Genomic DNA, 25,669 nt, shown 5'->3' with positions numbered 1-25,669 from the left:
GAGAACATAAGTGGGCCCTTATATTCTTAGTATTACTTACAAAGAACTCGTAACTTACCCCCTGCCCAGATTCATCCCCTGCCTTTAGGCTCCCCATTAAACCACCTTCCAAACACACCGATCAAGTCAGGGCAATCCGCTGGATGCCCCTGCTCACTGCCTGAGCAAAAGCTTGTTTTTCCTTCCTCATAATCACTCCTTAATTAAATGAAGAGGCCTCCTATGTACCCGCCGAACAAATCGAAACGAGGATTTACTTTAATTGAGCTGCTGGTCGTTATCGCTATTATCGCCATTCTGATCGCTCTGTTACTTCCTGCAGTGCAACAGGCCCGGGAAGCGGCAAGGCGGAGCACCTGTAAAAATAACATGAAGCAGATCGGCCTCGCCTTACATAATTATCATGAAACCTACAGTGCGTTTCCCGTGGGTGCCCTTCCCGGCAACCGCCCTAACTGGCGCTATGGCTTACTGCCCAGCATGGACCAGGCACCGCTTTTTAACCAGTTGAATGTTTCTGGGCACTGGGCTTCCGGCTGTAATTCATCGAGCAGCTATGGCCAACAGGCCACTAACACGAATTTAGTTATCGTGGGAATCAAGGTACCTGTTTTTCAGTGTCCTTCCAGTCCGCTGGATCCTAACAACCCCTCGGGCAGCATGTGTAATTACGATCGACTGCAATGCCATGATTATGTCGGCATCAGCGGCGCCACTCCTGACCCGGCCGGTCGCTCGAATGTCTGCTCTACCGCGGCTGACTACGGCGTGTATTGCAATAATGGATTACTGGTTCCCGGCAAGAACTATCGTTTCCGCGATGTGACAGACGGCACTTCGAACACGATCATCGTTGCGGAACAATCCGGAAGTGTTTCCGGTAATGACTGGCGTACCAACTATCATGGTGGCTGGCGCGGCTGGTCTTCCTCAGGTGATGTTGTAACTCGAACCGGCGCGCATCACGTGGCAGGCGTGACTACGGTTGCTTTTTCCATCAACGCGAAATCAGGTCAGGCTGGCGGTAGTACTGTTCCCCGCTCAAACAGTGCCTACTCTGGAAATACGATTATCAATTCTTATCACACCGGCGGAATCCATACGTTACTGGCAGATGGAGGCGTCCGCTTTGTTTCCGAAAATCTTGATTTTCTGACACTGAGACAACTCTGTGTGCGTGACGATGGACAGGTCATCGGTGAGTTCTAGACTGTGTCCAGTCTTACCATAGCTTCTCTCTGGTTGACCGGAATCATCCTGCACACCAGGGACGCTATGGTGATGGGGGTTCACTTGAAGCACACCATTGATCAGCACAGGCAACATCCCTCTGCTCCCTTCACGAGTCAGAGGGTAATGATCTCTGTCCCATAACACCAGGTAACGTTGACGAAGGGTTTCAGCATGAAGGCACGTTTAAAATTTTACACTGTTCTCAGTGGATTCATTTTTTTGATCTCAGGTTGCGGGGGGGAGCCAGAAATCCCCACGGGGCAAGTCAAAGGCAAAGTAAGTTATGAAGGTGCGCCCGTCACGGAAGGTGTGATTTCTTTTTATTCCTCTGAACTGGGTGTGGGTGCTTCGGCGGACCTCTCAGAGGGTGGCCTTTACTCTATTACGGATCCACTAAAAACAGGAAAATATGCTGTCACGGTCTTGCCCCCTCCCGAAGCACCACCTCAGGATGCCATTCCGGTATCGACCAAAAAAGAATACAAAAATATCCCCCTGATATATCGCGATCCGAAAAAAAGTAACCTGGAATTCGAAATCAGTGAAGGGGAAAATTCATTTGACTTAAATATGACGAATTAAACCACCACGGCTGGTAAATATGGAACCAGACTGTGTCCAGTTTTGGTGTAGCGTCTCCAGAGCTGTCTGGCCCGAGTATATTAGATTGAGAGACGCGTTTCTTAAATGTGATGCGTTCCCGCTGATAGTTTGTAGCCCTGCACGGGATTGATATGGTCAATTCAGAGTTTGAAAAATCTCGCAGGCAAGCAGGGCCGAAGTCGAATCAGGCTGGAATTGGCGAGTGGTTATTATATGATGAAGGCATATGTTTCCTCCCGCATTCATGATGATGCACGCGGGTACTGCCCCCTACTTAAAGAGCCACTATTATGTCGTCGGATCATTTTGCACCGCCTCAGGATCGATCCCAGGAAGTTCAGATTCCCCTGGAGCCGCTCAAAGAACTGCTGGTCAAGCTGTTTGTTCGCATGGGTATGTTTGAGGTCGAAGCGGAAATCTCTGCCGACCGTTTGATTGAAGCTGATCTGCGCGGCATCCATTCACATGGCAGTCGCACGGCTGAACGCTATCTCGATTCGATGGACATGGGTGACATCGATCCCCGGGCCCAGATTCTGACTCTCAAAGAAACGCCGGCGATCGCGGTACTGGACGGCAGCAAGTCGATGGGGCACGTCGCAGCGACCCGGGCCATGGAACTGGCGATCAAAAAAGCGGGAGAAGTCGGAACGGGGACGGTCGTTGTTAAGAACAGCCATCATTTTGGCGCTGCCGCCGTGTATGTTCTGATGGCTGTGAGAGCAGGTATGATCGGCTACTGCACTACCAACACAGGAAGAGCGACTGTTGCCGCCCATGGGAGCACCGAGGGTGCCACCGCCAATAATGCGATTGCCTGGGGTGTCCCCACACGCGCAGGCGCCCCGTTTGTACTGGATATGGCATGTGCGAAAACCTCCTGGGGCAAACTGGAGACGCAGACCATGTATGGTCTGCCGGTCCCGCCCGGTTATGCCCTCGACAGCGAAGGCAAAGAAACCACCGATTCGTCTGCAGTAAAAACGCTGCTGCCCGCAGCGGGCCCGCGTGGATATGGACTGGCGATGGTCAGCTCGATTCTGACAGGCGCATTGGCTGGCGGGAAACTGCCGATCAATAAAACCAAAGCACCGGAGATCGAAGGGTCGGAACATTTCTTCTATGTGATCGACCTGAAACAGTTTGTTGAAGAAGAACATTTTCATGATGAACTCGATTCCGCCATCAAGGCCATTCATCAACTGGGTACGGTCAATGAAAACGAACCGGTCCGACTGTCGGGTGAACTCGAATGGGAGCAGACCCAGCGTTCATTAAGTGAAGGGCTGCTGGTGCACCGTGATCATGCGAACCAGTTAAAAGAACTGGCGGAACGAATTCGTTTTGATGTCCCCTGGTAATACGGTACCCCACTTAGTTTCCCGGAATATTTTTGAGGTTGATCATGATGTCTGCTTCACGACAGCTATTTTTACTGCTGGCTGTATCAGTCTGCAGTCTGTTAATAAATGAATCTCTACTTTATGCGGGGAAATACAATCCCGTTTTGGACGTAGGAGATAAAGCGCCGACCTGGGAGAAGCTGCCGGCGACGGACGGCAAATCGTACTCGAGTGCTTCTTTTCAGGACAAAGAGGTACTGGTGATCGCCTTCACCTGCAACAGCTGCCCGTATGCGGTTGATTACGAAGATCGCTTGAATCGACTGGCGCAAAAGTATTCTGCCAAAGATTCACCCGTGGCGGTGATTGCCGTGAATGTGAACCTGGTACCCGCGGACAGTCTGGAAAAAATGAAAGCGCAGGCGATAGAAAAGAAATTCGTGTTTCCGTATCTGTTTGATCAAAGCCAGAAGATCGGCCAGGCGTTCGGAGCCACACGGACCCCGGAATTTTTTGTTTTAGACAAAGCACGCAAAGTTGTGTACATGGGCGCCATGGACGATGCAACCGATGCCAGCAAAGTCACGCAGGACTACGTGTCAGAGGCGATTGCAGCCGCTTTAAACGGGAAACAGCCGGAAACAACGGAAACCATTGCGATCGGCTGTAATGTTCGTTACAAACGCATTCGCAGAAAAAACTGAATTCCGCTCTCCCCTCGTCCGCGAATGTTATCCTATGACAAAATTCAATCAGATACATATTCAGGATTGCATCACAGGTATGCTGGAACTGGAAACGGAGTCCATCGATCTGGCATTTGCTGATCCTCCGTTCAATATCGGTTACGAATACGATCAGTATGAAGACCGGCTGGAGAGTGAGCAGTATCTGGACTGGTGTAAGCTCTGGCTATCGGAAGTAGTGCGAGTGTTAAAACCGGATGGCACTTTCTGGCTGGCGATTGGGGATGAGTATGCCGCTGAGTTGAAAGTGATGATGCAGCGTGAACTGGGGCTGACCTGCCGCAGTTGGGTCATCTGGTATTATACGTTTGGTGTGAACTGCAAAAATAAATTCAGCCGTTCCCATGCGCACCTGTTTTATATGGTCAAGAACCCGAAACAGTATACCTTCAATGCCGACGATCCGGCAATTCGCATTCCTTCTGCACGACAGCTGGTGTATGGCGATAAACGCGCGAACCCCAAAGGCCGCCTGCCTGATGATACCTGGATCTTAAGGCCGCAGGACATTCCCGAGAGTTTCCAGGCAGAAGAAGATACATGGTATTTCCCCCGGATCAATGGAACATTCAAAGAGCGTCAGGGTTGGCATGGCTGCCAGATGCCCGAACAACTGCTGGGACGCATTATCCGTGCCTGTTCTCACCCCGAAGAAGTGGTACTGGATCCCTTTTCGGGGAGCGGCACAACGCTGGCGGTCGCGAAGAAACTGGAGCGACAGTTTGTGGGCTTCGAACTTTCTGAAGAATACGGAGCGCGGGCCCAACAGCGACTGGCTGAGATCAAACCCGGACAGCCTCTGGATGGCGCGGAGAATCCCCTGGTCAGTGCGCCTGCGACAAAAAACGGAAAGCGTCTGGAAGATCGCCAGCAAAAAAAAGCCGCTTCCAAACGCGCGACTCCTCGCAAATAAAACCCTGATCTGAACTGGCTGTGAGGTGAAAACCTCACCACTCGCCCCAGCGTCTCTTCTTGCAGGAGCGCGGACCTGCTGGAACCTGCAGATTCTCCCAGTCAGATGCTCATCGCGATCCTGATCCCCGCTGTCCAGCGGCATGAAAGATGCGTTTTTCTGTATTTCCGTCGAAATGAACTGAATTCGTACTTCAAGTCCCTAAATTGTTTCCTGATAACCACATTGGTTTGCGGGGAGCGTTGCAAAAAAACCACACCGGACCGGTTTTTTAGACTTCACTTCCACTGGTGGGATAAAAAGGATCGAATCAGTACTGCGATTCAGTTAAAATAAACAGATCCAATCTCTCTTTTCTATTGTCAGGATTGTAACAGTCATCGTGACAAACTTTATCTCCTCGCTGACAAATCGAATTCGTGGTTTTCTGCTGACAGGCGAAAATGAAATCCCGTCTCTCTGGTGGGACATGATCACCCAGATCCAGGGTCTGCAGGAAGAGTACCATACGCAAACCGATTCCCAACTGTTTGATGAGTGGCATTCACTGCGTTACCGGGTTCAGAGTGGAGAATCGCTGACAAATCTTCTGCCGGAAGCTTTTGCGATTGTCAGCGAACAGATGCAGCGGCATCTGGGGATCACCCCTTATCCGGTACAATACCTGGGTGCCTTCGCCATGCATGAAGGTGCCATCGCCGAGATGCAGACAGGGGAAGGTAAAACCCTGACAGCGGCGCTGGTCCTCTGCCTGAATGCGTTACCCGAAGCGGGCATCCATATTGCGACCGCCAATGATTACCTGGCAGAACGTGATGCAGCCTGGTTGAGCCCCGTGTATCACACTCTGGGGATGACCGTGGGCGTGATCACCGCAGATTCTTCAACCTCAGAGCGACGGGACGCCTATGATTGTGATATCACATATAGTACCGCGCGGGAATTCGGGTTTGATTATCTGCGCGACCTGCTGAGTAGCCCCGACCAGAAGATGTCGATCAACTCACGCCGTCAGCAGCTATTCGGTCGTCAGACCGACAAGACAGCCAGATTGATGGTCAATCCGCGCGCCCCCTATATGGTCATCATCGACGAAGCCGACAGCATTCTGATTGATGAAGCACGTACGCCTCTGATCATCGGTCAGCAGGACCTTCGAGAAGAACGTCAATTGAAAAGCGTCTGCCAATGGGGTGCTTCGCATGCAACCAGGCTGACCGAAAACGAGCATTACATCGACCATGGCCCGCAACAGGGTATGGAACTGACCGAGGCAGGCCGACGACTTGTACGTGAGATGCTGCTGGAGCAGGGTGCCCCCACTTCCCTGGATACGGGAACCGCCTACCTCGCTTCCGAACGGGCCTTACGCGTGCAAAACTACTTTCATAACGGACGTGAATATGTAGTCCGCGATGAAAAGGTGGCGATCGTTGATGAATTCACCGGTCGCATCTCGGAAGGGCGGATGTGGCAGAACGGGATACATCAGGCGATTGAAGCCAAAGAAGGCCTGGAGATCACGACCCCCACTAAAGTTGGCGCCCAAACGACTGTGCAGGAACTGTTTGCCCGCTATCCTCGGATGGCAGGGATGACGGGGACCGCTGAATCCGCAGCCAGCGAACTGAAAAAAGTCTTCTCGACTCCCGTCATCAGCATTCCCACCAATCGACCCTCCCGACGTGAACTGCATCCGGAACAGATTTTTATGACAGCGGAGGAAAAATGGAATGCCATCGTACAGGAAACCGCAGAGATGCATCACCTGGGCAGACCTGTTCTGATCGGCACACGATCGGTGAACCTGTCGAATGAACTCTCCGCTCTGCTGTTGCAGGCGGGACTGGAACATGAAGTCCTGCACGCCTTAAATCATGAAAACGAAGCAGCCATCATCAAAGAGGCAGGCCAGCCAGGCCGAATCACCGTCGCGACCAACCTGGCAGGACGCGGTACTGATATTCTGCTGGGTGAAGACGTCTCGGAGCGAGGCGGTCTACATGTGATCTGTTCTGAACTCCATGAATCGGCGCGGATTGACCGGCAGTTAACGGGCCGGGCCGCACGCCAGGGAGATCCGGGCAGTGCACGGGTTTTTGTTTCACTGGAAGATGACATTCTGAAAACCAGCCTGGACTCTGAAGCCGTTGAAGAGCTCATCGCCAAATTTCAAGGTGGCATCCATGATCGGAAAACGGTACTGCGTGCCTTTTATCAGGCACAGCAGCGGATCGAAAAACGTCATGAGCTGCAGCGAATTGAACTGGTCAAGCGAATCCAGGAACGCCGCGAGATGCTGCACAAGCTGGGACAGCATGCGAACCTGGATGCACTTTAAAGAGTGAACTCCGAGTTCACTCAGTGGAATAAGTGGTGGTTCTGATTTCCATTCCGTTAGGAAATCGCTCTCTGGCAAACTGCAGGTGTTTGACGAACGGCTGAATCAGCATTGCCGGCAGGAAGAGTAAATCTCCAATCAGAGCAGTCGTCAGCAGTGCCAGCATCATCCAGGCAAAGCGTTGTGTCGGAATGAAATCGCTGAAGGCAAACACCAGTAGGCCCAAGCCACAGATAAAGGTGGTATGAATCATCGCCCGACCACAGTGCTTCATGGCTGATCGAACCGCCTGTTCGCTGCTGTGATTCAGACCTTTTTCACGACGGAACCAGGAGAGAAAATGTAGCGTGTCGTCGATGGCAATTCCCAGTGCGACACTGGCAGTCATAACAGCCCCGATATCGAGAGGAATATCCAGCCAGCCCATAATGCCAAATACAACCACAATCGGGAACACGTTCGGCAACATGCTCAGCAAACCCGTCACGATGCTGCGCTGGACGATAATAATCATCAGCGCCACCAGCACAAACGCGGTCAGAAAGCTCCAGGTGAGGTCCTGTAAAATCAATTGTTGAACGGTGTGAATCAGTGGCATGATTCCGGTGTAGTAAGCAGTCAGTTGCACGCCCTGCGATTCATATTCCTGCAGTGCAGGCTGTAATGTTGATTTGAGTTTGGCCAGGGCAGCACCGTAATCAACTTTTCCCAATGCAGGAACGCGGGCACTGATGCGCCAGGATTCTCTTCCGCCGTTATCAGACAGATAGACGGAGCTGATCACCGCTTCACGATTCTCCTTTAACTTTTTATTGGTCACCACTTTTCGGAAGATTGATTCGAAACCGTTGTGTTCCACCGGGTTGGGGCCAAATGTGGCAGCCGACATGGTACCGGTATAGCCGTCGATGTCATCAATGGTCTGTTCAATTTCATCGATAATCCGCAGACGCTGCAGGAATGTTTTTTTACAGTCCTTATCGAATTCAATAATTACTTCGACAGGAATCAGCGGTCCCATGCGTTCTTCATTAAACTGATAATCGTTGAGTACCTGGCTTCCCGGTGGAAACAGGGAGGGTACATCGACTGAGGAGCGAATCGAAAGCAGGCCATACGCTGAGACGGCCATCAGCAGTACCAGCGAGAGAAAGACGGGGGCAGAATATTGTTCTAACAAGCGAGGAATATTTTCCAGCCAGGCCGAGATACGTGTGAAGTAGCGGGGAGAGTGACTGGTCTGTCCTTCGCGATTCATTTTCAATATTTGTTGTGGCGGCCAGAGCTGCATGGCTCCGGGGAGTAACAGTAACAGCACTCCCAGCGTGATCAGTAATCCGACGGAGGCAATCAGACCGAATAGTGCGATCGGGCTGATCTGGCTGACCATCAGGGACCCCAGGCCAATCGCCGTCGTGATCGCTGCCAGCAGGCAGGGATACCAGCCTTTGGCAAATCCGTTGCGCACTGCGGCTTCTGCTTCTGCTTTTGATTTTGCGTTGGTGGAGAATAATTCGTCGTAATAATAATTCACCAGGTGCACACCGGCAGAAATCGTGAGCACGAAGACCAGTGAAGGTGTAATAATCAGTACGGCATCCAGCGAATACCCCATGTAATAGACCATCGCCAGTACCAGTCCCTGCCCGAAGAGTCCGGCCAGCAGAATCGTACCTGTCAGCATCCAGGAGCGAATACAGAACCAGCACAGCAGCGTTGCCAGTATGGCTGATAAGGCACCAAACAGGTTGACGCTATGGATACTTGCCTGATCAATGGCGACCCCGTCCACAGGAGGTCCGGTAATATGAAATTCTTCACGGGGAAGCTGGCAGACTTCTTCCGCTACATCCAGAACATGATTAATGGATTGAGTCCGTAATTCATTACCCCGATAAGTTAAAATAATGACGGCACAACTGTCTTTGAGATTTTTCCCGACGAGCACCCCCTGCAATCGCTCCAAAGCTTCTTCGCGCGGCAGTTTAAGGGGAGCTGCCGTAAGCGAGTTCAGAGTCCCGGCGCCACTGACGATGCGGTCGAACAGCGTTTCATGCGTTTCGCCGAATTCGGTGGCGCGCGATGCGTTGATCTGCTTTTCAAATTCGATTAATCGCGGATCATCAACGGTGCAGCCGGGCCAGCTGATGAGAATCAGATCGTTACTCTCAAAATCTTTGGAGAACTGATCGTAATTTTGCCTGGATTGCATGAAGTCAGGCGCCCATTTCTCCGGGGCAATCGACATGCTTTCCACGCTTTTGTGGGCACCATAAATCAGAAATGGTGTGATGAGAACGAGTAAGACAACCGTGATGAGATAACGGCGGATATAATGCGGTTTTGAAGCGGTCATGGCGACGATCTTTGTGTAAGGGGCAAAACACGATCACAGGTACTACAGGGCAATCCCAGCCCATCCGTACACAGCAAGTCTAGCTCACGACTTTGCACTCGTCATAAAAAATGACAACCTTTTTGCAGACTTCTTCGCCTGCTTAACCCCTACAACCCACACAAAGAAATGACTCTCACATCAAACCGTCTGTCGATTGCGTCGCACATCGATATAGACGGCAATGAGAATCACTGCCCCTTTTACTATGTATTGCAGTGAGTAATGAATGCCAGCCTGATTAAGACCTTTATCAAGTATACCGATAATAACAGCGCCAATCAAGGTGCCGAATATCGTACCCCGCCCGCCGGTAAAGCTGGTACCACCTACAACGACTGCCGCGATCGCTGTCAGCTCAAACATTTCTCCTGAAGCAGGTTCTGCAGAGTACAGTTGGGAAGTGTGAATCATACCCGCGACCCCTGCCAGTACAGAACAAATCAGGTAGACCAACACCTCCACACGGACTACTGGAATGCCTGTATACAGGGCAGCTTCACGATTGCCTCCCAACGCGTAGATATGCTGGCCAAAACGCGTGCGATGCAGGAGCAGCGCCATCAGCACGAACAGCGTGAGCATGATGACCACGGGGACAGGCACTACGCCAAAAAGTCGCCCATTGCCGATCGCCAGCAGAATGGTCTGCTGATCTCCAATCGAAATTGGCAAGCCACTGTTAAAACGGAGCGCGCAACCGCGGGCAATCAGCATGGAAGCCAGGGTAATAATAAAGGGAGGCATTGCCGTTTTCGCAGCAGCAATGCCATGAAAGGTTCCAAAGAGCGCAGCCACCCCCAGCCCTGCCATCACAGAGACCAGGAGATAAAACACATTTTGCGTGTCCCCGGAAATGGCCGAGAGACAGTACACGGTTGTGGTTCCGACCAGCGCCACCATCGCACCGACGGACAGATCGATTCCGCCGATCAGGATGACCAGCGTCATGCCCAGTGCCAGGATCGTATTCACCGAGATCTGCTGTGTCAGGTCCAGCATGTTTTCCGGCGCTAAAAATGTGGGAACCCAGATGCGAAACAGCAGCAGTAAAATAATAATTGCTGCCAGCAGGGGGACCATTTGTCTGACTACCTTCACGCTTCTTCTCCTGTCAGCTTCTGCATAATCTGTGCTGCGGTGATTTTCTCTGCCGGATAAACGCCCGTCAGACGGCCCGCCTGAAACGTGCCTACCTGATGTGAAATATTCAGAACCTCATCCAGGTCAGATGAAATCAGAATCAACGCCATGCCCTGCCTGACCAGTTCGCCGATCAGGTGATACAGGTCTTCGCGGGCACCCACATCGATGCCCCGCGTGGGTTCATCGAGGATTAAGATCTTCGGCGGCTCTTCCATCCAGCGACCGACGAGTACTTTCTGTTGATTTCCTCCCGAGAGATCACGGATGGGCTGTTGGGGATCGGAGAGATGCACACCAAAGTTTTTTATCGTGCGGTCCACGATGTCATAGCGGCTCTGTTCATCAAAGCGTAAACCGTGGATCCATTTCTTTAACCAGGGGAGTGTGATATTAAACGCGACTGACTGTTCGGTGATCAATCCCTGATGTTTCCGATCTTCGGGAACCAGAACCAGGCCTTGCCTTAAAGCATCGCGGGGGCTGTGGATTGGTACTGATTTACCATCAATGGAGATGGTTCCCTTAAGAATTCGATCCACACCGAACAGGGCGCGGGCCAGTTCGGTGCGGCCTGCTCCCACCAGGCCGGAGAGCCCCAGCACCTCGCCATAGCGTAACTCGAACGAGACATCATGTACACAGGCTGAGCTGAGCCCGGTAACTTTTAATGCGATTTCACCCGGCTGATACGGGGGGCGGGGAAAATGCTCTTTGATGTCGCGGCCCACCATCCATTCGATGAGAGCCGCCGGTTCGATCTCTCCGGTTTTCGCAGTCCCGACTGTTTTGCCATCCCGCAGCACTGTGATTCGATCTGAGAGGCGCGTGATCTCTTCCATGCGATGCGAAATATAAATGATGCCAACCCCCTGTGCTTTCAGCTGGCGCAGGGTGGTGAACAGTGCCTCGACTTCCGTTTCAGACAGGGATGATGTCGGCTCGTCAAGAATTAAAACCCGCGCTTCCTGCGAGAGCGCACGGGCGATTTCCACCAGTTGCTGATGTGCCGTGCTGAGTCCCGCAACGACTGCGGTGACATCCCTGATTTCTGTGAGCCCCAGTCGCGCCAGCAGTGCTTCGGCCCGTCGATTCATTTCCCGCCGCTGCAGTAATCCAAACCGGACCGGTTCTCGGCCGAGAAAAATATTTTCTGCCACCGTAAGATTGGGGGCCAGCGAGAGTTCCTGATGAATCAGTCGGATTTTGAGTTGATCGGCGTCTGTGACCTGGCGGAGTTGAACCTGTTTTTCGCCGGACCAGATTTCGCCTGCATCAGGCTGGTAGATCCCCCCCAGAATTTTAATCAGCGTACTTTTACCGGCACCGTTTTCTCCCAGCAGGGTATGAATCTCGCCGGCCTCGACGGCAAAGCTGACATTGTCCAGAGCCGTTACATTTCCAAAGCGTCTGGTGATTCCCTGAAGTCGAAGGAGTGGCGCGGCACTGGCGACAGACATGATTTATTTAGACTCCAGATATTGCTCCGCATTTTCTCCTGTGATCAGTTCCACGCGCACCTTCACTTCTTTGTCTACCGGCTCGCCTTTGAGGTGTGCCAGCATTTTTTCTGCTGCGATCTGACCAATCTCCCGGGGAAACTGTGCCGAAGTTGAATGCAGTTTTCCTGCCTGGATTGCCTTGATCCCGGCTTGAGAACCATCAACGGTCACGATGGTCACCTGATTCAGTTTATTGGCTGAGTCGAGCGCAGAAATCACACCGAGCGCATTGGGGTCATTTATCGCGAAGACGGCATCCAGAGCGGGGTAGCGGCCAATCAGATCACGCATCACAGGGCGGGCGCCTTCCGTCGTTCCCTGGGCTTCCTGGACATCCAGAATTTTCATCTCCGGATGTTTCTCCAGTTCCGTTTTAAACCCTGCGACCCGGTCAATACAGGCTTTGTTGACCGACAGATGCAGCACGACCAGTTGGGCTTTGGGGTTCACTTTAGCAAGTGCCTGGGCCGCTAATTCACCCGCGCGAACATTATCAGAAGCCACCGTGCAGACAATCAGTTCTTCATCCGTTTTTTTGACCGGCGCATCGACGATGATGACAGGTACTTTTTTTCGACTGGCTTCGAGCAAAGATCCTTTGAGACCTTCCCAGTTGACCGGATTCACAAAAATGCCGGCTGCTCCCTGGAGAATCAGATCGGAGAGATCGTTCTTCTGTTTGAGTGAATTGAACTGTGCGTCCAGGATAACCAGGCGATCGCCGTTGGCTTCGAGTTCGTTCTTCAATCCTTCTCCCAGATCGACAAAGAACGGATTGTTCATGGTCTGGAAAGAGGCGCCGAATAATCTGCCTGTGGACGATTCAGAAGCTGCCTGGGGTGAATTGGAATCGGAACTGTCGCTGCAACCAGTTATGCAGATTGTCAGCAGAATAAGCGGGATTAGAAACCGGAGTGTGCTGTTCATAACCAACCTTCGTTTCCGTGGAATACTGAAACTTCCCCATAAAACGATCACTTCTCAATATCTTATAACTAACAAATTCAGTCGGAGATGAAAAGCGCAGGCAGCAAAACAGGTACTGAGCTCTATTCGAACAAGACGCGTCCAACTGTTATGCGGCGCGTTTGAGCGTATCCGGAGCAGGTTTGCTTGAAGAAGGCTGAAACTCCGGCAGGATGCGTTGGATCTCAGCGAGGATCAGGGGTGAAGGCTGTTCTGTGAGACGGGAGAGTCTCTCAAAAGCTTCGTGAATAAACTGTTCGCTGAAACTGACTTTTTCAGCGACCATAATTTTGGGATGGCAGGTGGGCAGATGCTTTTCGCCATCGACATGCAGTTCTTCGTAAAGTTTTTCACCTGGCCTGAGGCCGGTAAATTCGATTTCAATATCTTCGCCCAGTTTGAGTCCGGAGAGGTGTACCAGGTCGGCTGCCAGATCGGTAATACGGACCGGTTCCCCCATATCGAGGACAAATATTTCACCGCCTCGTCCCATGGCGCCTGCCTGAATCACCAGTTGCGAGGCTTCCGGTATGGTCATGAAGAACCGCTGCATGCGTTCGTCGGTAACCGTGATCGGCCCCCCATTCTGAATCTGCTGAGTGAAGATCGGTACCACACTGCCGGCGGAGCCCAGCACGTTCCCAAAGCGGACCGTGACGAAATGGCATTTTGAACGGGCAGCCAGCGATTGCACGTATAGTTCAGCAATCCGTTTGTTCGCACCCATGACATTGGTGGGGTTCACGGCTTTGTCAGAAGAGATCATCACGAAGGAACCGACTTCAAACTCCTCAGCCAGGTCTGCCAGATGTTTGGTTGCCAGGGCAATATTTTTAACCGCCTCGCCCGGATTGCTTTCCATCAGCGGAACATGTTTGTAGGCGGCAGCATGGAATAAAATATCGGGTTTATATTCCTGCATGACGGCCCGAATTCGTTTGGAGTCGTTGATATCAGCGATCACCACATCAAAACGACCGGCATATCCCAGGTTGTTTAGTTCGCGTTCCAGATAAAACTGACTGTTCTCGGAACGGTCGACCAGAATCAGTTTTCGCGGGGAAAACTGCAGGAGCTGACGACAGATTTCTGAGCCAATACTTCCTGCGCTGCCGGTCACCATCAGCACGCGTTCATCCATCCAGTTGCGAATGCTGGGCATATCAAGTTCTACCGCTTCTCTGCCCAGCAGGTCTTCAATACAGACGGGTCGCGGCTTCATTTCAACTTTGCCCGAGAGCAGTTGCTGATAGCTGGGTAAAACCTGTACTCTGATCTCTGCTGAGTTTCCGGCCTCGACCAGTTGTCGAATCGTTTTGCCGGGAAACTCATCTGCCGGCAGCAGGATATCTGAAACATCATATCTTCCCGCAAGGTCACACATTTCCTGGAGGGAACCGAGGACGGGAATATTATTGATCCGCGTACCAATACGACTGGTGTGATCATCCAGAAACCCGACGACCCGCAGGCAGGAATTTTTATTTCGCTCAATGATGCGGAGCAACGCAGCACCGGATTCGTTGGCCCCGATGATAAAGGTGGGCTTGCAGTTTTCCTGCTGCCTCAGAATTCGGCCACTATCCTGCACCATGCGAATGACGGCACAGAATCCGCAAACCACCAGGATCGTGGAGCCCCAGTCGATCAGAAACACGGAACGGGGCAGCATAAACTGAGGAAAGGCAAGATAGTCCACCATTACCAGGGCTGCGGAACTGATGGTCGCCGCCCTGGCCAGATTAAATACATCACGCGTTGTAATATAACGACTGCGAATTTTATAAACGCCTGTGCCCCAGAAGGTGAATGTTTTCAGCCCGACTGCCCAGAGGACCGTGGAACGAAACATGCGAAATCCATTTTCGCCCAGGACACCATCGGTGTTGAGCGAGCCTTCGAAGCGCAGCCAGAAAGCCAGGTAGTAGATCGCGCAAAAAATTGGCAAAAATACCACCATCCAAAAGAGCTGGCGACGCGTGACGGAGTAATTCCGCAGCCATTTCGATTTCGGTATGGAGTTCAACATTAACCCTCAAAGGATCCCTGTCTGACTGCGAATCAGCGCGGCCAGAAACAATATACACAAGAGCACATGCTTAAATGATTTAATCACATAAGGAGCGGGGTCATAACAATTTTGGCCATTTTTCGTCAACATCAAAATTCTTAAGAACAAAGCAGTTAATGGCTTGTCTAGTTTTTCAGTGGCTGGAGCCGAGACGGCAGGCTGGAATGAAACCTCTGACTCAAGTCGCTTTTCCCCAAACAGTTGATTATGATAGGCCCCGGTCAAGCCGTTTGCCTGCCTTGCGCTGGTGTCTGTCTTCGCTGTATGACTGAGAAATCAGTCCCCTGACACGGACTGGGACATGACTGCGGTAAAACTGTAAATACTTTACTGATAAGGTGTAACGTGATATTCGTTCTCGATAACTACGATTCATTTACTTATAATCTGGTACAACGGTTCGGCGAAATTGACCCCAGTCTGAAGATGGAGGTTGTTCGAAACGATCAGACGACGATCGCCGAAATCGAAGCGGCTGCCCCGGAAAAAATCATCATTTCCCCGGGGCCTTGTACTCCGGGCGAAGCCGGGCTTTCCAAGGAAATCATCGCCTATTTCGCCGGCAAAATACCAATACTGGGTGTTTGTCTGGGTCATCAGTGTATTGCGGAGGTCTTCGGAGCCCAGGTCGTTCGTGCACAACGTCTGATGCATGGAAAAGTCTCACAGGTTCATCATAACGGAACGGGTGTTTTTCAGAATCTTCCCTCTCCTTTCCAGGCAACTCGTTATCACAGTCTGATTGTTCCGGAAGAATCCTGTCCGGACGAACTGGAGATCTGTGCCTGGGTTGAGGAAGAAGGTCATCCCAAAGAAGTGATGGGGCTGAAGCACCGAGATTTTTCGATTCACGGCGTCCAGTTTCACCCCGAAAGTTTTTTGACACTGGAAGGTCTGACGTTACTGAAAAACTTCCTGCAGCTTCCGGCAGAACAACTCAGCAATACTTAAACAGGAGAGGAAGCACAAGCGTATGCTGTCAGCTCAAGACGCTTTTCAACTGATTCTGGAGACCGTGAAACCGGCGTCTCCCGAGCAGCGTTCGTTGTTCGAAGCCTGGCATTGCGTACTGGCAGAGGGAACGGTCAGTGATCTGAATATTCCCCCGTTTGACAAAGCGCTGATGGATGGATTTGCGGTAATCAGTGCCGATATTCAGAACGGAAAAGCCACGCTACTGATTCAGGAAACCATTTTTGCCGGTTCGGTTCCCACAGTTTCATTACAGTCAGGTCAGGCATCGCAGATCATGACCGGCGCTCCTCTGCCTGAGGGAGCAGATGCCGTCGTACAGATTGAGCATTGCCAGATTGCTGAAGCAGCCCGCTCAGTGAAGATTGATACGGGACCGGTTTCACCCGGTAAAAACATGCTTCCCCAATCGTCAGTGCTCAAAGAGGGTGCTCCCGTGCTCGCGACTGGTACCTTGCTAAGACCGCAGGAAATCGGGGCACTGGCTGAGACCGGCAGCCCCTCCGTCATGGTAAGACGTGCGCCTACTGTCGCGATCCTGGCGACGGGAGACGAACTTGTCGCTCCGGAAGAATGCCCACAGCCGGGACAGATCCGCAACTCCAATGAGGTGATGCTACACTCACAGATTCTGCAGGCTGATGCGACACCGCTGCCGCTGGGCATTGCCCGTGATGAACAGAACCATCTACGGTCAAAAATTCAGGAAGGCTTGAAAAGTGATTTTCTACTGCTGTCAGGAGGGGTTTCCGCGGGAGAACGGGACCTGGTTCCCGCTGAACTAGAGCAGGCAGGAGTAAAACAGATATTTCATAAAGTCAATTTGAAACCAGGTAAACCACTCTGGTTTGGGGTTTTGGAGCGGGCGGACGGGGCTCCCTGCTACATTTTTGGATTGCCCGGAAACCCTGTCAGCAGCATGGTTTGCTTCGAATTGTTTGTGAGGACGGCAATCCGTCAATTTATGGGTTTTCCTGCCCCACGCCCCCAGGTCCTGCAGGCGCGGCTCTGTGCCGATTTTCACTCCAGTGGGAATCGGCCCACTTATCAGCCGGCGCATTTGGAATGGATAGCTGGTGAAGCAGTTGTTTCTCCTTTGAAGACAATGGGTTCTGCCGATCTACATTCTACTGTTAAAGCGAATTCGGTAGCATTATTCCCGACGGGAAATCAACTTTATCAGACGGGATTGAAAGTGGACGTCTTTTTATGGTAGCTGCGACAGTTTCCTCATTGATTGATCTACTCTTAAATCGCGAATTTCATTAAAAATCACGCCCATCAGACCGATCAGGTGGGCAATTCCCGTGATTGCTCCCATTGAGGATTGATAAAACAACTTATTATGCCACGTAGTACGAACGAATAAACCGGACCGGTATCGAGGAAACAGGATGTTTTCCTGCCTGAAAGGATTTTGAAATCCTCTTTTGGCTGTCTCCGAATTCCAAGGATGGAAATCATGAACTTAACGACATCGACATTCGAAAAATCTTCCTCTGACGAATCTGTGCTGGAACCCCATCCCGTGTCTGAGCAACTCCCCTCACAACCAGAAGCGCCCAACAACCAGCAGCTGGGTGAGGACGTACAAAACATCATCAATACCGCACGGACTTCTCCGGCGGCGGCGCGGGGCGCCTTTTTTGTTTCGCTGCTGACAGCCGTTCTGATGTGGGCCAGTTTCACACCGGTCGATTTTGGTCCGCTGGGCTGGGTCTGTCTGATTCCGCTGTTACTGCTGGTGCGCATTCCGCGTAAAACGCGATTGATGTATACGGCCATTTATTCAGGCGGTCTGCTGTTTACCGTCGCAGCATTTCAGTGGATGCGACTGGGGCACCCGACGATGTATGTCGCCTGGATCGCGCTGGCGATTTATGTGGCCTGTTACTTTCCTGTGTTTGTTTTGCTGTCGCGTATTGCCGTGCATCAGTTTCGTGTTCCCCTGCCTGTGGCAGCGCCTGTGGTGTGGGTCGGACTGGAATACATCCGGGCCTATCTGCTGACGGGGTTCTCCTGGTACTACCTCGGCCATACCCAATATCGCTGGATCGAACTGATTCAGATCAGTGATCTCACCGGCGCTTATGGTGTCAGTTTTATCGTTGTGATGATGGCAGCCTGCTTTGCCAGCCTGTTACCCAACTCGCTGTTGGTCCGTCTGAAACTGTTTCCGATGAAGCTGACGGAAGAAGATCAGAAATTGAACGAGGTCGGCGGAAAGCAGATCCTGCAGACAGCCATATGTCTGGGCCTGTTTTTTGCGGTGCTCGGTTATGGTTATGTCCGCCGCTCACAGGCAGAATTTCAGGATGGCCCGCGCACCGCTTTGATTCAGGCGAATTTTCCTTCAACCGTCAAACATAACCCGAATGAATGGCAAGCGATCTACCTGAAACATCTCGAACTGATGGGCGCAGCCGTTCGTGACCAACCCGATCTGGTTGTCTGGCCGGAAACGATGTTCCGCTGGCCGTTACTGGAAAGCAATGGGAAAACGCCGGAAGAACTGGGCGAGGTCGCGCCGGAAGTTCCACTTGAGAAATGGAAAGACCCCTCCGTTCGTAAAGTCCTGGCAAACATGAGCCAGGAAGCGAATGCGGCACTGGTGATCGGGGTGGATGTCATCGCCGCCGGTGATGAAAAAATAGAGCAATACAACTCTGCGGTCTTTGTCCGTCCGGATTATGGTATCCATGGTCGTTACGATAAAATTCACCGTGTGCCGTTTGGTGAATACATGCCTTTGAAGGAAACACTGCCGTTTCTGCAGGTCTTCTCACCCTATGGTGCCTCGTTTGGAATTGAACCTGGTAAGCATGCAGCCAACTTTGAATACAAGAACTGGAACTTCGCACCGCTGATCTGTTTTGAAGATACGGTACCACACCTGGTGCGTTCTATGCTGAAACCAGTAACCGCAGAGAATGCAGCCAAGCCCATCGACTGCCTGGTGAATCTGACCAACGATGGCTGGTTTCATGGTTCGAGTGAACTGGATCAGCATCTGATTACTTCTGCGTTCCGTTGTGTGGAGAACCGGACTCCCATGGTCCGCGCCGTGAACACGGGAGTCTCCGCGATCATCGATGGTGACGGCATGATTCGCGAGCCGGATTTATTCCTCGACTGGGATAACCAGAAACGGAGCACACTGGTGAATCCGAAGACAGGACGCTGGAACAAATCGTTGAATGCCGTGATCGTCGATTCGGTTCCACTGGATCATCGCAGCAGTCTTTACACCCGGTTCGGTGACTGGTTTGCGGGCGTCTGTTGTTTCTGTGTCCTGTTTCTGTTCTTCATGACTGTACTCACCTGGAAACGAACCTCTGCTAAAGCGACTGTGTAAGCCAGAGTTTCTAATCGTATCTGCCAACTTTATGTGATCGTTCGTCTCCTGTGACTGCGACATTGGCCTCGAATCTGGCATCCGCTGCAGGTGAACCCGGCTGCTGCCTGGCCTGAATGAACCGATCCGCATGGTTCTGGCTGGTATTTGCCGGTTTTTAGAAAAATACGGTGGAAAACGATAGATAAGCGCCCTACCCTGACCGCTAAAATAAGAGGCTGGGCGCGCCGGTGAGTGTGTGCCTACCTGAATTTGAATACACCCTCTCATTTTATGCGGACGAAGATAGTTAAATCAAAATGGCACGCGACAGCTGGTACTTTAAGCGTTCAACCGAAACCGAAGGTCCCATTTCATTTGAAGAACTATTTGCCATGGCACAACAGGGCAAATTGACTCCTCAGATGGAAATCCGGAGCGGTGAAACCGGAAACTGGTTTCCTGCTGAAGATATGGGGGGCCTGTTCGATTCGTCTTCCACTGGTGGACAGCCTTCGCTGGATGATTTTTCCATTGTGGATTCCTCGTTTGGTGTCGAAGCAGATCCCGACATGCCCAATCTGGATGGTTTTTCGATTGTCGAAGAGGAAGACAAGCTCTCGAGTGAACTGGAATCCCAGCTCCCCCGGTTTGCTACGCTGGAAGCCGTGCGGAGCAAGTACCAGAAGATTCAATGGTACTGTCGCGTACTGAATCATGAACTGGGGCCGATGTCGGCTGACGACCTGATGAAGATGCTGTTTGATGGTGAGCTGGCACCCAATGATGAAGTGAAATCTTCAGCAGAGCCGGAGTGGGTGCCCGCGCGTACTGTTGTGTTTTTGAGTTCTTCCGGCAGTGATCTGGACGTCATCGATTCGGAAGAGGATTCGGTCGAAGAGCTGGTTCCGACGTCGGGTGAATCTGCTTCAGAACAGACTGCGGCAACCGAAGAAATTGTAGTTGAAGCAGAGAAACCGGCAGAGCCTCCCCGGCCGCCGATTCTGAAAGTCCGTTCCAAACAAAAGTGGTACTGCAAGCTGGGAGGCATGGGTTACGGCCCGATTGAAGCGCACAAGATCAAGATGTGGGCCGAACAGGAGCGAGTCGAACCGACCGACCTGCTGAAGCTGGGCCGCAAAGGGGAATGGTTTGAAGCCTGGCAGATTGAAGCCTTACAACTGAAGAAACCGACCCCGAAAAAAAACGAAGCGGAGGCTGCTGCAAATACCTCGCCTGCAGAGTCAGCATCGAATGCCACGGCAGCGTCTGCTACAGGTGTTGCTCCCGCCGCTGCAGCGTCTCTCTCCACGCCGTCGAGTCCCGCAGCTCCAATTGCAGCAGCAACTCCACCTGTAGCGCGACCTAAGCCGAAAATTCAAGTACAGCGATCGAATCCCCTGGAAGCGTTGGGACCTTTGATGGATCCCAAAATTTTAGGCGGGGTGGGTGGGGTCATTGCCTTAGTCGCGATTCTCTTTTTTGTCCCCCTTGGCGATTTATTTTCTCCCAGCGGGAAGGACGAGTTTGCCAAGTTCCAGGCCTTCTACCAGGAATATCAGGCATTACAGACAAAGCAGGCAGGCCCCGCCGAATACACCACCCTGAAAAACAAAACCAATACCGAACTGGGGCCGGTCATCAAAGATCTGGAAAGCACTGCCAGTTCAGACTACCCTGCCTTGCAGCAACTCCTCTGGGCAGGACGCGATTATCTCCCCAAGATGCTGGATAATCCGGGGCCGGAAACTGCTCGAGCCCAGGAGAAATTTGAAAAGTGTCTGAAGGAAGCGGAACGACTGATTAATCAGAAGTAAGGACAAAGCTTCGTGCAATTCGCGTTTGTCTCAATCGCATCAATCACTTCACTCTGAAACTTTCCCCAGTTAAGAAGTAAATGGATACCGAATCTCCCTTCCCTGTCCGTAAGAAACGATTTCCTTTCGGGATCGTGTTGTCAGTACTGGCACTGGTTACCATTTATACGCTGCTGGTGTTCACGGCGCACAATCTGGAATACAAAAAGATCAAAGCCGTTCATCAGGAATTTCTGGCACTCCAGCAACAGGGAGCCGGCGATGCCGAATGGGTGTCATTTAAGCAAAGTGTCCACACCAGAATCGATCCCGTTATCAAAAAACTGGAAGCTACGGCCAGCTCGGAATATCCGGTGCAACAGCAATTACTCTGGGCCACACGGGACTATCTATATCCCATGCTGGATAGTGCGCGTGTCAGCCGAAGTCGTGACCAGGTACGCTTCGAAAAACACTTGAGAGAGGCAGAGAACCAGATAAATTAACAATACTAATTATCCTGTTTCTCCGTTTCTTAAGAATTGCTAGAATCTGCTCCCCGCGTTGGATCAACGTTTTTCGAAATTGACTGCTGTTCACAGGTCTTAGTCGATGCTAGGATTGTACGTTGAGCGACAGTTGAACTGATTCCCGCCCGGGTCCCCCCCTGAAATTATCGTTAACTTTCCTTCCGGGTTTGGAGTCGCTCACAAAACCCGCCTTAATCCTGCAAAAATTCCTGCAAACTGGAGAGCCTGTCATGAATGCTCAGCGTCCGTCTCGTCGTCATCGGGGTTTCACCCTGATTGAACTCCTGGTTGTGATCGCCATTATCGCAATTTTAATCGCCTTGTTACTGCCTGCGGTTCAACAGGCCCGCGAAGCAGCCCGCCGTAGTGCCTGCAAAAACAACCTGAAACAACTCGGGCTGGCGATGCACAATTATTTCGAATCCCACTCTGTCTTTCCACGTGCGAACTTCGAAAAACAGCATGATTCCACTTATGGATATGGAAACTATTCGTACTTCTCGTTTTCAGCCCAGACCATGCTGCTGCCGTTCATGGATCAGGCTAACGTTTACAATCAGTTCAACTTCTCACTGGCACCCAATCAGGCCCCCAATGATACAGTCAAGCGCGCCGTCATTCCGGCTTTTCTGTGCCCCTCTGATACACGTGGTATCCAGAATGGTGGCGGTTATGGAGCTGGTCCGGGAAACAGCTACGCAGTCTGTGCCGGTCCGTCGGTTTTCTGGTTTGGTTTTGGTCCCTCAACCAACACCACCCCACAAAACATGCAGCATCAGGTCGGGATGTTCAACTATCGTAAAGCGATCCGCATCCGTGACCTGACGGACGGCAGTTCGAACGTGATTGCAGCCGGGGAACAGTTGATGGGCGATGGCAATAACGATGCTTCCCTCATCGGAGAAGGCGACACGATCCGCGGTGGTACCAAAGGAAGCACTGCGAATTCTTTCCCTAACTACAACGACGTAAAAAACTGGGGCGCCTCCTGCCTGGCGAAAAAGAATTCACCTCCGGCTTCTCCCGCGCCCCGTGGTGATACTGGTTCCAACTGGGCTTACGGGAATGGTGGCCTGACTGTATTCAATACGCTGCTCAACCCGAATTCCAAGTATCCTAACTGTGTCACCTGTTCCAGCTGTGGTACGAATGATGCCCCGGGCCTGTTTCCTGCCCGCAGCCGTCATGTGGGTGGTGTGCATGTTCTGATGGGTGACGGTGCCACTCGCTTTATCAGTGCCAACATTGATAATGCCACCTGGCAGAACCTGGGCGGAATTCAGGACGGAAACGTTCTGGGAGAATTTTAAGCGTTCAGCTTGAAGCTGAATATTTTGAGAAATGCGCAGCATGGGAGTTTCGATTCTCATGCTGTTTTTCCACCCGAGACTGATCCCCTTCCCTGATATTTGAAAGCAAGAAAGATGAAATCGCTCTTTGCGCTCCTGACTGGACTGGCATTGCTGTTACCTGTGATGACCGGCTGCTCCGGTGAATCCGCCCCTGAAGCTCCTTCTTCCGCGGCCATCATCGGTTCCTTCAAATCGAATCTGCAAGTCGTCGTTGATACCGGCGAAGGGGGCAGCGGCCTGGACGTATTGCGTTCTGACTTTGAAGAACTGCAGAAGCAGGCACCCGAGAAAGCCTCGGCTGTCGAACAGGACTATAACTCGCTGATGAAGGCCGCCAAGCCAGAAGATCGGAAAACGCTGGCAGCCAAAATCATTGCAGGATTAGAGTAACCAACCTGCGTCGCGTCAGCCCTCACGCGGAGATGCTGCTCGTTGGTTCTTCCACCAGATCATCAACCGTGGTGATTGTTTATCGCTATTGAGAATCCCTTCGACCTGGATAAACCGGTCATTCTTGATGCGATAAACAAATGACTGTGGCGCCGGCGATTTTCTGCCTTTGTTTGGGCCTTCCAGAACTTCCAGATCGTAATAGACAAAGAGGTTGGCATCGCTCATGCGCTGCAGGCGATACTTTGCCTGATGCTGATGAACGCGTCGTCCCAGTCTGTCATAAACGGTGACTTTAGAAAGATTACGGGTGAGCTCCTGCTCGACACGCAGTGGCGACCCTTTCGCATCCTGATCGTTGCGGACCCAGATGCCGGCAATGGCTTCATAATCTTCCTCGGGTGCCGGCTCCGCAGCGCTCAGCATTGTGGTCCACAGCAGTATCGCTGCCAACGCAGTTACAGACTTCATATGAAACCTCCCTGTCTTGAGTTCTGGACCTGGCTACTAACTGAGTCGTTCGAAATGCAGTGGATGATCGGATTCCAGATCAGCCACCCGCATTGAAATTTTCCCATCAAGGACATCGGTTAACAAATCGCCGCAGACTTCTGCGCGCCAACCTTCCATCAGACGCGGACGTTCGTCAGAGATTTCTTTGTAGACATGGTAGCGAACCAGGTGCCTCAAATCGGCAGAAGTCCCCACGAGCGTCTGTGAGACATTCATCTCGGCACAGCGATTCGCCAAGGCAATCCCCAGCAGTTTGCCGATAACCTGTTCGTCCTGGTTCTGGTGAGTGTTGGGGTTTTCCAGGTGTTGGGGCAGTTGATCGTTGGGCGTCTGTAGTGCTTTCGCAATCCGCTGCACCACTTCCGGAGCCAGTTTGAACATGTTCTTGCGGTTCAGGTCCCGCGTTGCAGTCAGATCCTGTGGCGTCGTTGGTTTACGGCGTGCGAGTTCGATCAACAGATCATCCCGCAGAATTCTGCGTGCCGGCTGATTCTTTTCCTGGGCCACTTCATCACGCCAGTCAAACAGTTCCCGTACAATCGCCAGTTCACGCGGTTTCAATTTATGCAAACCCGAAACGCGCCGCCAGTTTTCCCGATGGAACTCGGAATTCACCTCGTCAATCATCCGTTGGAACTCGGCTTCGGCCCAGTCGAGTCGCCCCAGGTCGATCAATTCTTTTTCCTGTATTTTCCAGATCTTGAGCACGAACTTGACATCATCCAACGCGTATTTGATCTGCTGTTGAGTGAGCGGACGTCGTCGCCAGTCGGTTCGAGTCTCTTTACTGCCTGCTTTTTCATTCAGCACACGAGCCACCAGTGCCGTATATGCGATAGGAAAACTCCGTGAACGCAGGCCTTCCGCGATCTGAAGGTCAATCAGCTTTTGGGGTTTCTTCCCGGAAAAGTGTCTACAGAAACGAACTTCTTCACGACCGCCATGCACGACGACGGTTGTGGTATCGTTCGTCATGATATCCCACCAGGGAGATAAATCATCCATTTCATAAGGGTCTACGGCGACAGATTGCCCGTTGACGGCAAACTGGAGTAGAGACAGTTCCGGCCGATAGGTGAACTCCGAAACAAATTCGGTATCGAATGCAACGATGCCCGCGTCCAGGATTTGATCACATAACGCGATAAACTCGGACTGCTGCACGATGAGGGGGCTCGACATCCTTTGACCACTTCCTTTTCTTTGACCCGAAGCTCAGAACTTCATCTGAAATGATTGCGCTGACTTGCTCGTTCCTGCTTAAACCCTAATGTTGTAGATATTTAATGTATTCGTCAATGAACTCAGGCACTTTTTGTGCGTGTGTCGATTATTGTCTGAAATCAGTCATAGGCGTTCACCCGGGTTAAAAAACCTGTTGAAGACAGCTGGTTTGGAAAAAACCGGGTAAGTTTCGTCGGCTTCTCTGTCGATTCTTTTAACAGGAGAACCTGTGGCTCAATTTCGAGCGGCAGAATCTGCCGATTGTTAATCTACTTTATAAAACCGCTCCAGGAGCAGATTGT

The 25,669-nt window shown here is 51.8% G+C and carries 20 protein-coding genes; 13 read left to right on the top strand and 7 right to left on the bottom strand.

Features of this window, described 5'->3' with window-relative positions:
• Positions 1 to 222: 222 nt before the first annotated feature.
• The 6 genes from ACN0YH_RS10660 to ACN0YH_RS10635 all read left to right on the top strand — a co-directional run bounded on the left by ACN0YH_RS10660 (position 223) and on the right by ACN0YH_RS10635 (position 7,179).
• The gene (locus tag ACN0YH_RS10660) at positions 223 to 1,209 is read left to right on the top strand and encodes a DUF1559 domain-containing protein (RefSeq protein ID WP_417379557.1); all 987 of its coding nucleotides are present in this window, start codon (positions 223 to 225) and stop codon (positions 1,207 to 1,209) included.
• 195 nt (positions 1,210 to 1,404) lie between these two features.
• Entirely contained in the window at positions 1,405 to 1,815 is a 411-nt protein-coding gene (locus tag ACN0YH_RS10655; protein ID WP_417379556.1) for a hypothetical protein, read from the top strand.
• Positions 1,816 to 2,126: 311 nt separating this feature from the next.
• Complete coding sequence (locus ACN0YH_RS10650) at positions 2,127 to 3,197, top strand: Ldh family oxidoreductase (RefSeq protein WP_417379555.1); 1,071 nt, start codon at positions 2,127 to 2,129, stop codon at positions 3,195 to 3,197.
• 44 nt (positions 3,198 to 3,241) lie between these two features.
• Complete coding sequence (locus ACN0YH_RS10645; RefSeq protein ID WP_417379554.1) at positions 3,242 to 3,883, top strand: thioredoxin family protein; 642 nt, start codon at positions 3,242 to 3,244, stop codon at positions 3,881 to 3,883.
• A gap of 34 nt (positions 3,884 to 3,917) precedes the next feature.
• On the top strand, positions 3,918 to 4,838 hold the full coding sequence (locus ACN0YH_RS10640; protein ID WP_417379553.1) for a DNA-methyltransferase: 921 nt from the start codon (positions 3,918 to 3,920) through the stop codon (positions 4,836 to 4,838).
• A gap of 382 nt (positions 4,839 to 5,220) precedes the next feature.
• Positions 5,221 to 7,179 (top strand): preprotein translocase subunit SecA, encoded by a 1,959-nt coding sequence (locus ACN0YH_RS10635; RefSeq protein ID WP_417379552.1) that lies wholly within the window; start codon positions 5,221 to 5,223, stop codon positions 7,177 to 7,179.
• A gap of 16 nt (positions 7,180 to 7,195) precedes the next feature.
• On the opposite strand, the gene ACN0YH_RS10630 is transcribed toward ACN0YH_RS10635, so the two are convergent.
• The 5 genes from ACN0YH_RS10630 to ACN0YH_RS10610 all read right to left on the bottom strand — a co-directional run bounded on the left by ACN0YH_RS10630 (position 7,196) and on the right by ACN0YH_RS10610 (position 15,133).
• Positions 7,196 to 9,535, bottom strand: a complete 2,340-nt coding sequence (locus tag ACN0YH_RS10630; RefSeq protein WP_417379551.1) for an efflux RND transporter permease subunit — start codon at positions 9,533 to 9,535, stop codon at positions 7,196 to 7,198.
• Positions 9,536 to 9,715: 180 nt separating this feature from the next.
• On the bottom strand, positions 9,716 to 10,675 hold the full coding sequence (locus ACN0YH_RS10625; RefSeq protein WP_417379550.1) for an ABC transporter permease: 960 nt from the start codon (positions 10,673 to 10,675) through the stop codon (positions 9,716 to 9,718).
• Positions 10,672 to 12,177: a sugar ABC transporter ATP-binding protein gene (locus tag ACN0YH_RS10620; RefSeq protein ID WP_417379549.1), complete on the bottom strand. Its 1,506-nt coding sequence runs from the start codon at positions 12,175 to 12,177 to the stop codon at positions 10,672 to 10,674. Before ACN0YH_RS10620 ends, ACN0YH_RS10625 begins: the two co-directional genes overlap by 4 nt.
• A 3-nt stretch (positions 12,178 to 12,180) precedes the next feature.
• Positions 12,181 to 13,146, bottom strand: coding sequence for a sugar ABC transporter substrate-binding protein (locus ACN0YH_RS10615; protein WP_417379548.1), 966 nt, complete (start codon positions 13,144 to 13,146; stop codon positions 12,181 to 12,183).
• A 148-nt stretch (positions 13,147 to 13,294) separates the two neighbouring features.
• Positions 13,295 to 15,133 carry a polysaccharide biosynthesis protein gene (locus ACN0YH_RS10610; protein WP_417379547.1) on the bottom strand — a complete coding sequence of 613 codons (1,839 nt, stop codon included), beginning with the start codon at positions 15,131 to 15,133 and terminating at the stop codon, positions 13,295 to 13,297.
• Positions 15,134 to 15,601: 468 nt separating this feature from the next.
• Here ACN0YH_RS10610 and ACN0YH_RS10605 point away from each other — a divergent pair, with 468 nt between their 5' ends.
• From ACN0YH_RS10605 to ACN0YH_RS10575, 7 genes are all read left to right on the top strand, one after another.
• Positions 15,602 to 16,207 carry an anthranilate synthase component II gene (locus ACN0YH_RS10605; protein WP_417379546.1) on the top strand — a complete coding sequence of 202 codons (606 nt, stop codon included), beginning with the start codon at positions 15,602 to 15,604 and terminating at the stop codon, positions 16,205 to 16,207.
• A gap of 22 nt (positions 16,208 to 16,229) precedes the next feature.
• Positions 16,230 to 17,444 carry a gephyrin-like molybdotransferase Glp gene (glp, locus tag ACN0YH_RS10600; RefSeq protein ID WP_417379545.1) on the top strand — a complete coding sequence of 405 codons (1,215 nt, stop codon included), beginning with the start codon at positions 16,230 to 16,232 and terminating at the stop codon, positions 17,442 to 17,444.
• A 246-nt stretch (positions 17,445 to 17,690) separates the two neighbouring features.
• Positions 17,691 to 19,583 (top strand): apolipoprotein N-acyltransferase, encoded by a 1,893-nt coding sequence (gene lnt / locus ACN0YH_RS10595; RefSeq protein WP_417379544.1) that lies wholly within the window; start codon positions 17,691 to 17,693, stop codon positions 19,581 to 19,583.
• Positions 19,584 to 19,882: 299 nt separating this feature from the next.
• Positions 19,883 to 21,379 (top strand): DUF4339 domain-containing protein, encoded by a 1,497-nt coding sequence (locus ACN0YH_RS10590; protein WP_417379543.1) that lies wholly within the window; start codon positions 19,883 to 19,885, stop codon positions 21,377 to 21,379.
• A gap of 80 nt (positions 21,380 to 21,459) precedes the next feature.
• Positions 21,460 to 21,864 carry a hypothetical protein gene (locus tag ACN0YH_RS10585; RefSeq protein ID WP_417379542.1) on the top strand — a complete coding sequence of 135 codons (405 nt, stop codon included), beginning with the start codon at positions 21,460 to 21,462 and terminating at the stop codon, positions 21,862 to 21,864.
• A gap of 254 nt (positions 21,865 to 22,118) precedes the next feature.
• Complete coding sequence (locus ACN0YH_RS10580) at positions 22,119 to 23,198, top strand: DUF1559 domain-containing protein (RefSeq protein WP_417379541.1); 1,080 nt, start codon at positions 22,119 to 22,121, stop codon at positions 23,196 to 23,198.
• A 114-nt stretch (positions 23,199 to 23,312) separates the two neighbouring features.
• A complete protein-coding gene (locus tag ACN0YH_RS10575; protein ID WP_417379540.1) occupies positions 23,313 to 23,630 on the top strand; it encodes a hypothetical protein in 318 nt (105 codons plus the stop codon).
• Positions 23,631 to 23,645: 15 nt separating this feature from the next.
• Here the strand turns inward: ACN0YH_RS10575 and ACN0YH_RS10570 are convergent, their stop codons facing one another.
• A complete protein-coding gene (locus ACN0YH_RS10570) occupies positions 23,646 to 24,101 on the bottom strand; it encodes a hypothetical protein (protein ID WP_417379539.1) in 456 nt (151 codons plus the stop codon).
• A gap of 36 nt (positions 24,102 to 24,137) precedes the next feature.
• Positions 24,138 to 25,325 (bottom strand): ribonuclease D, encoded by a 1,188-nt coding sequence (locus ACN0YH_RS10565; RefSeq protein ID WP_417379538.1) that lies wholly within the window; start codon positions 25,323 to 25,325, stop codon positions 24,138 to 24,140.
• Positions 25,326 to 25,669 lie beyond the last annotated feature (344 nt).

It is taken from the genome of Gimesia sp., from assembly GCF_048262075.1.
In the GTDB taxonomy this organism is placed as follows: domain Bacteria; phylum Planctomycetota; class Planctomycetia; order Planctomycetales; family Planctomycetaceae; genus Gimesia.
Note: the sequence above shows the minus strand (reverse complement) of the source record. Positions and strands in the feature narration are given on the sequence as shown.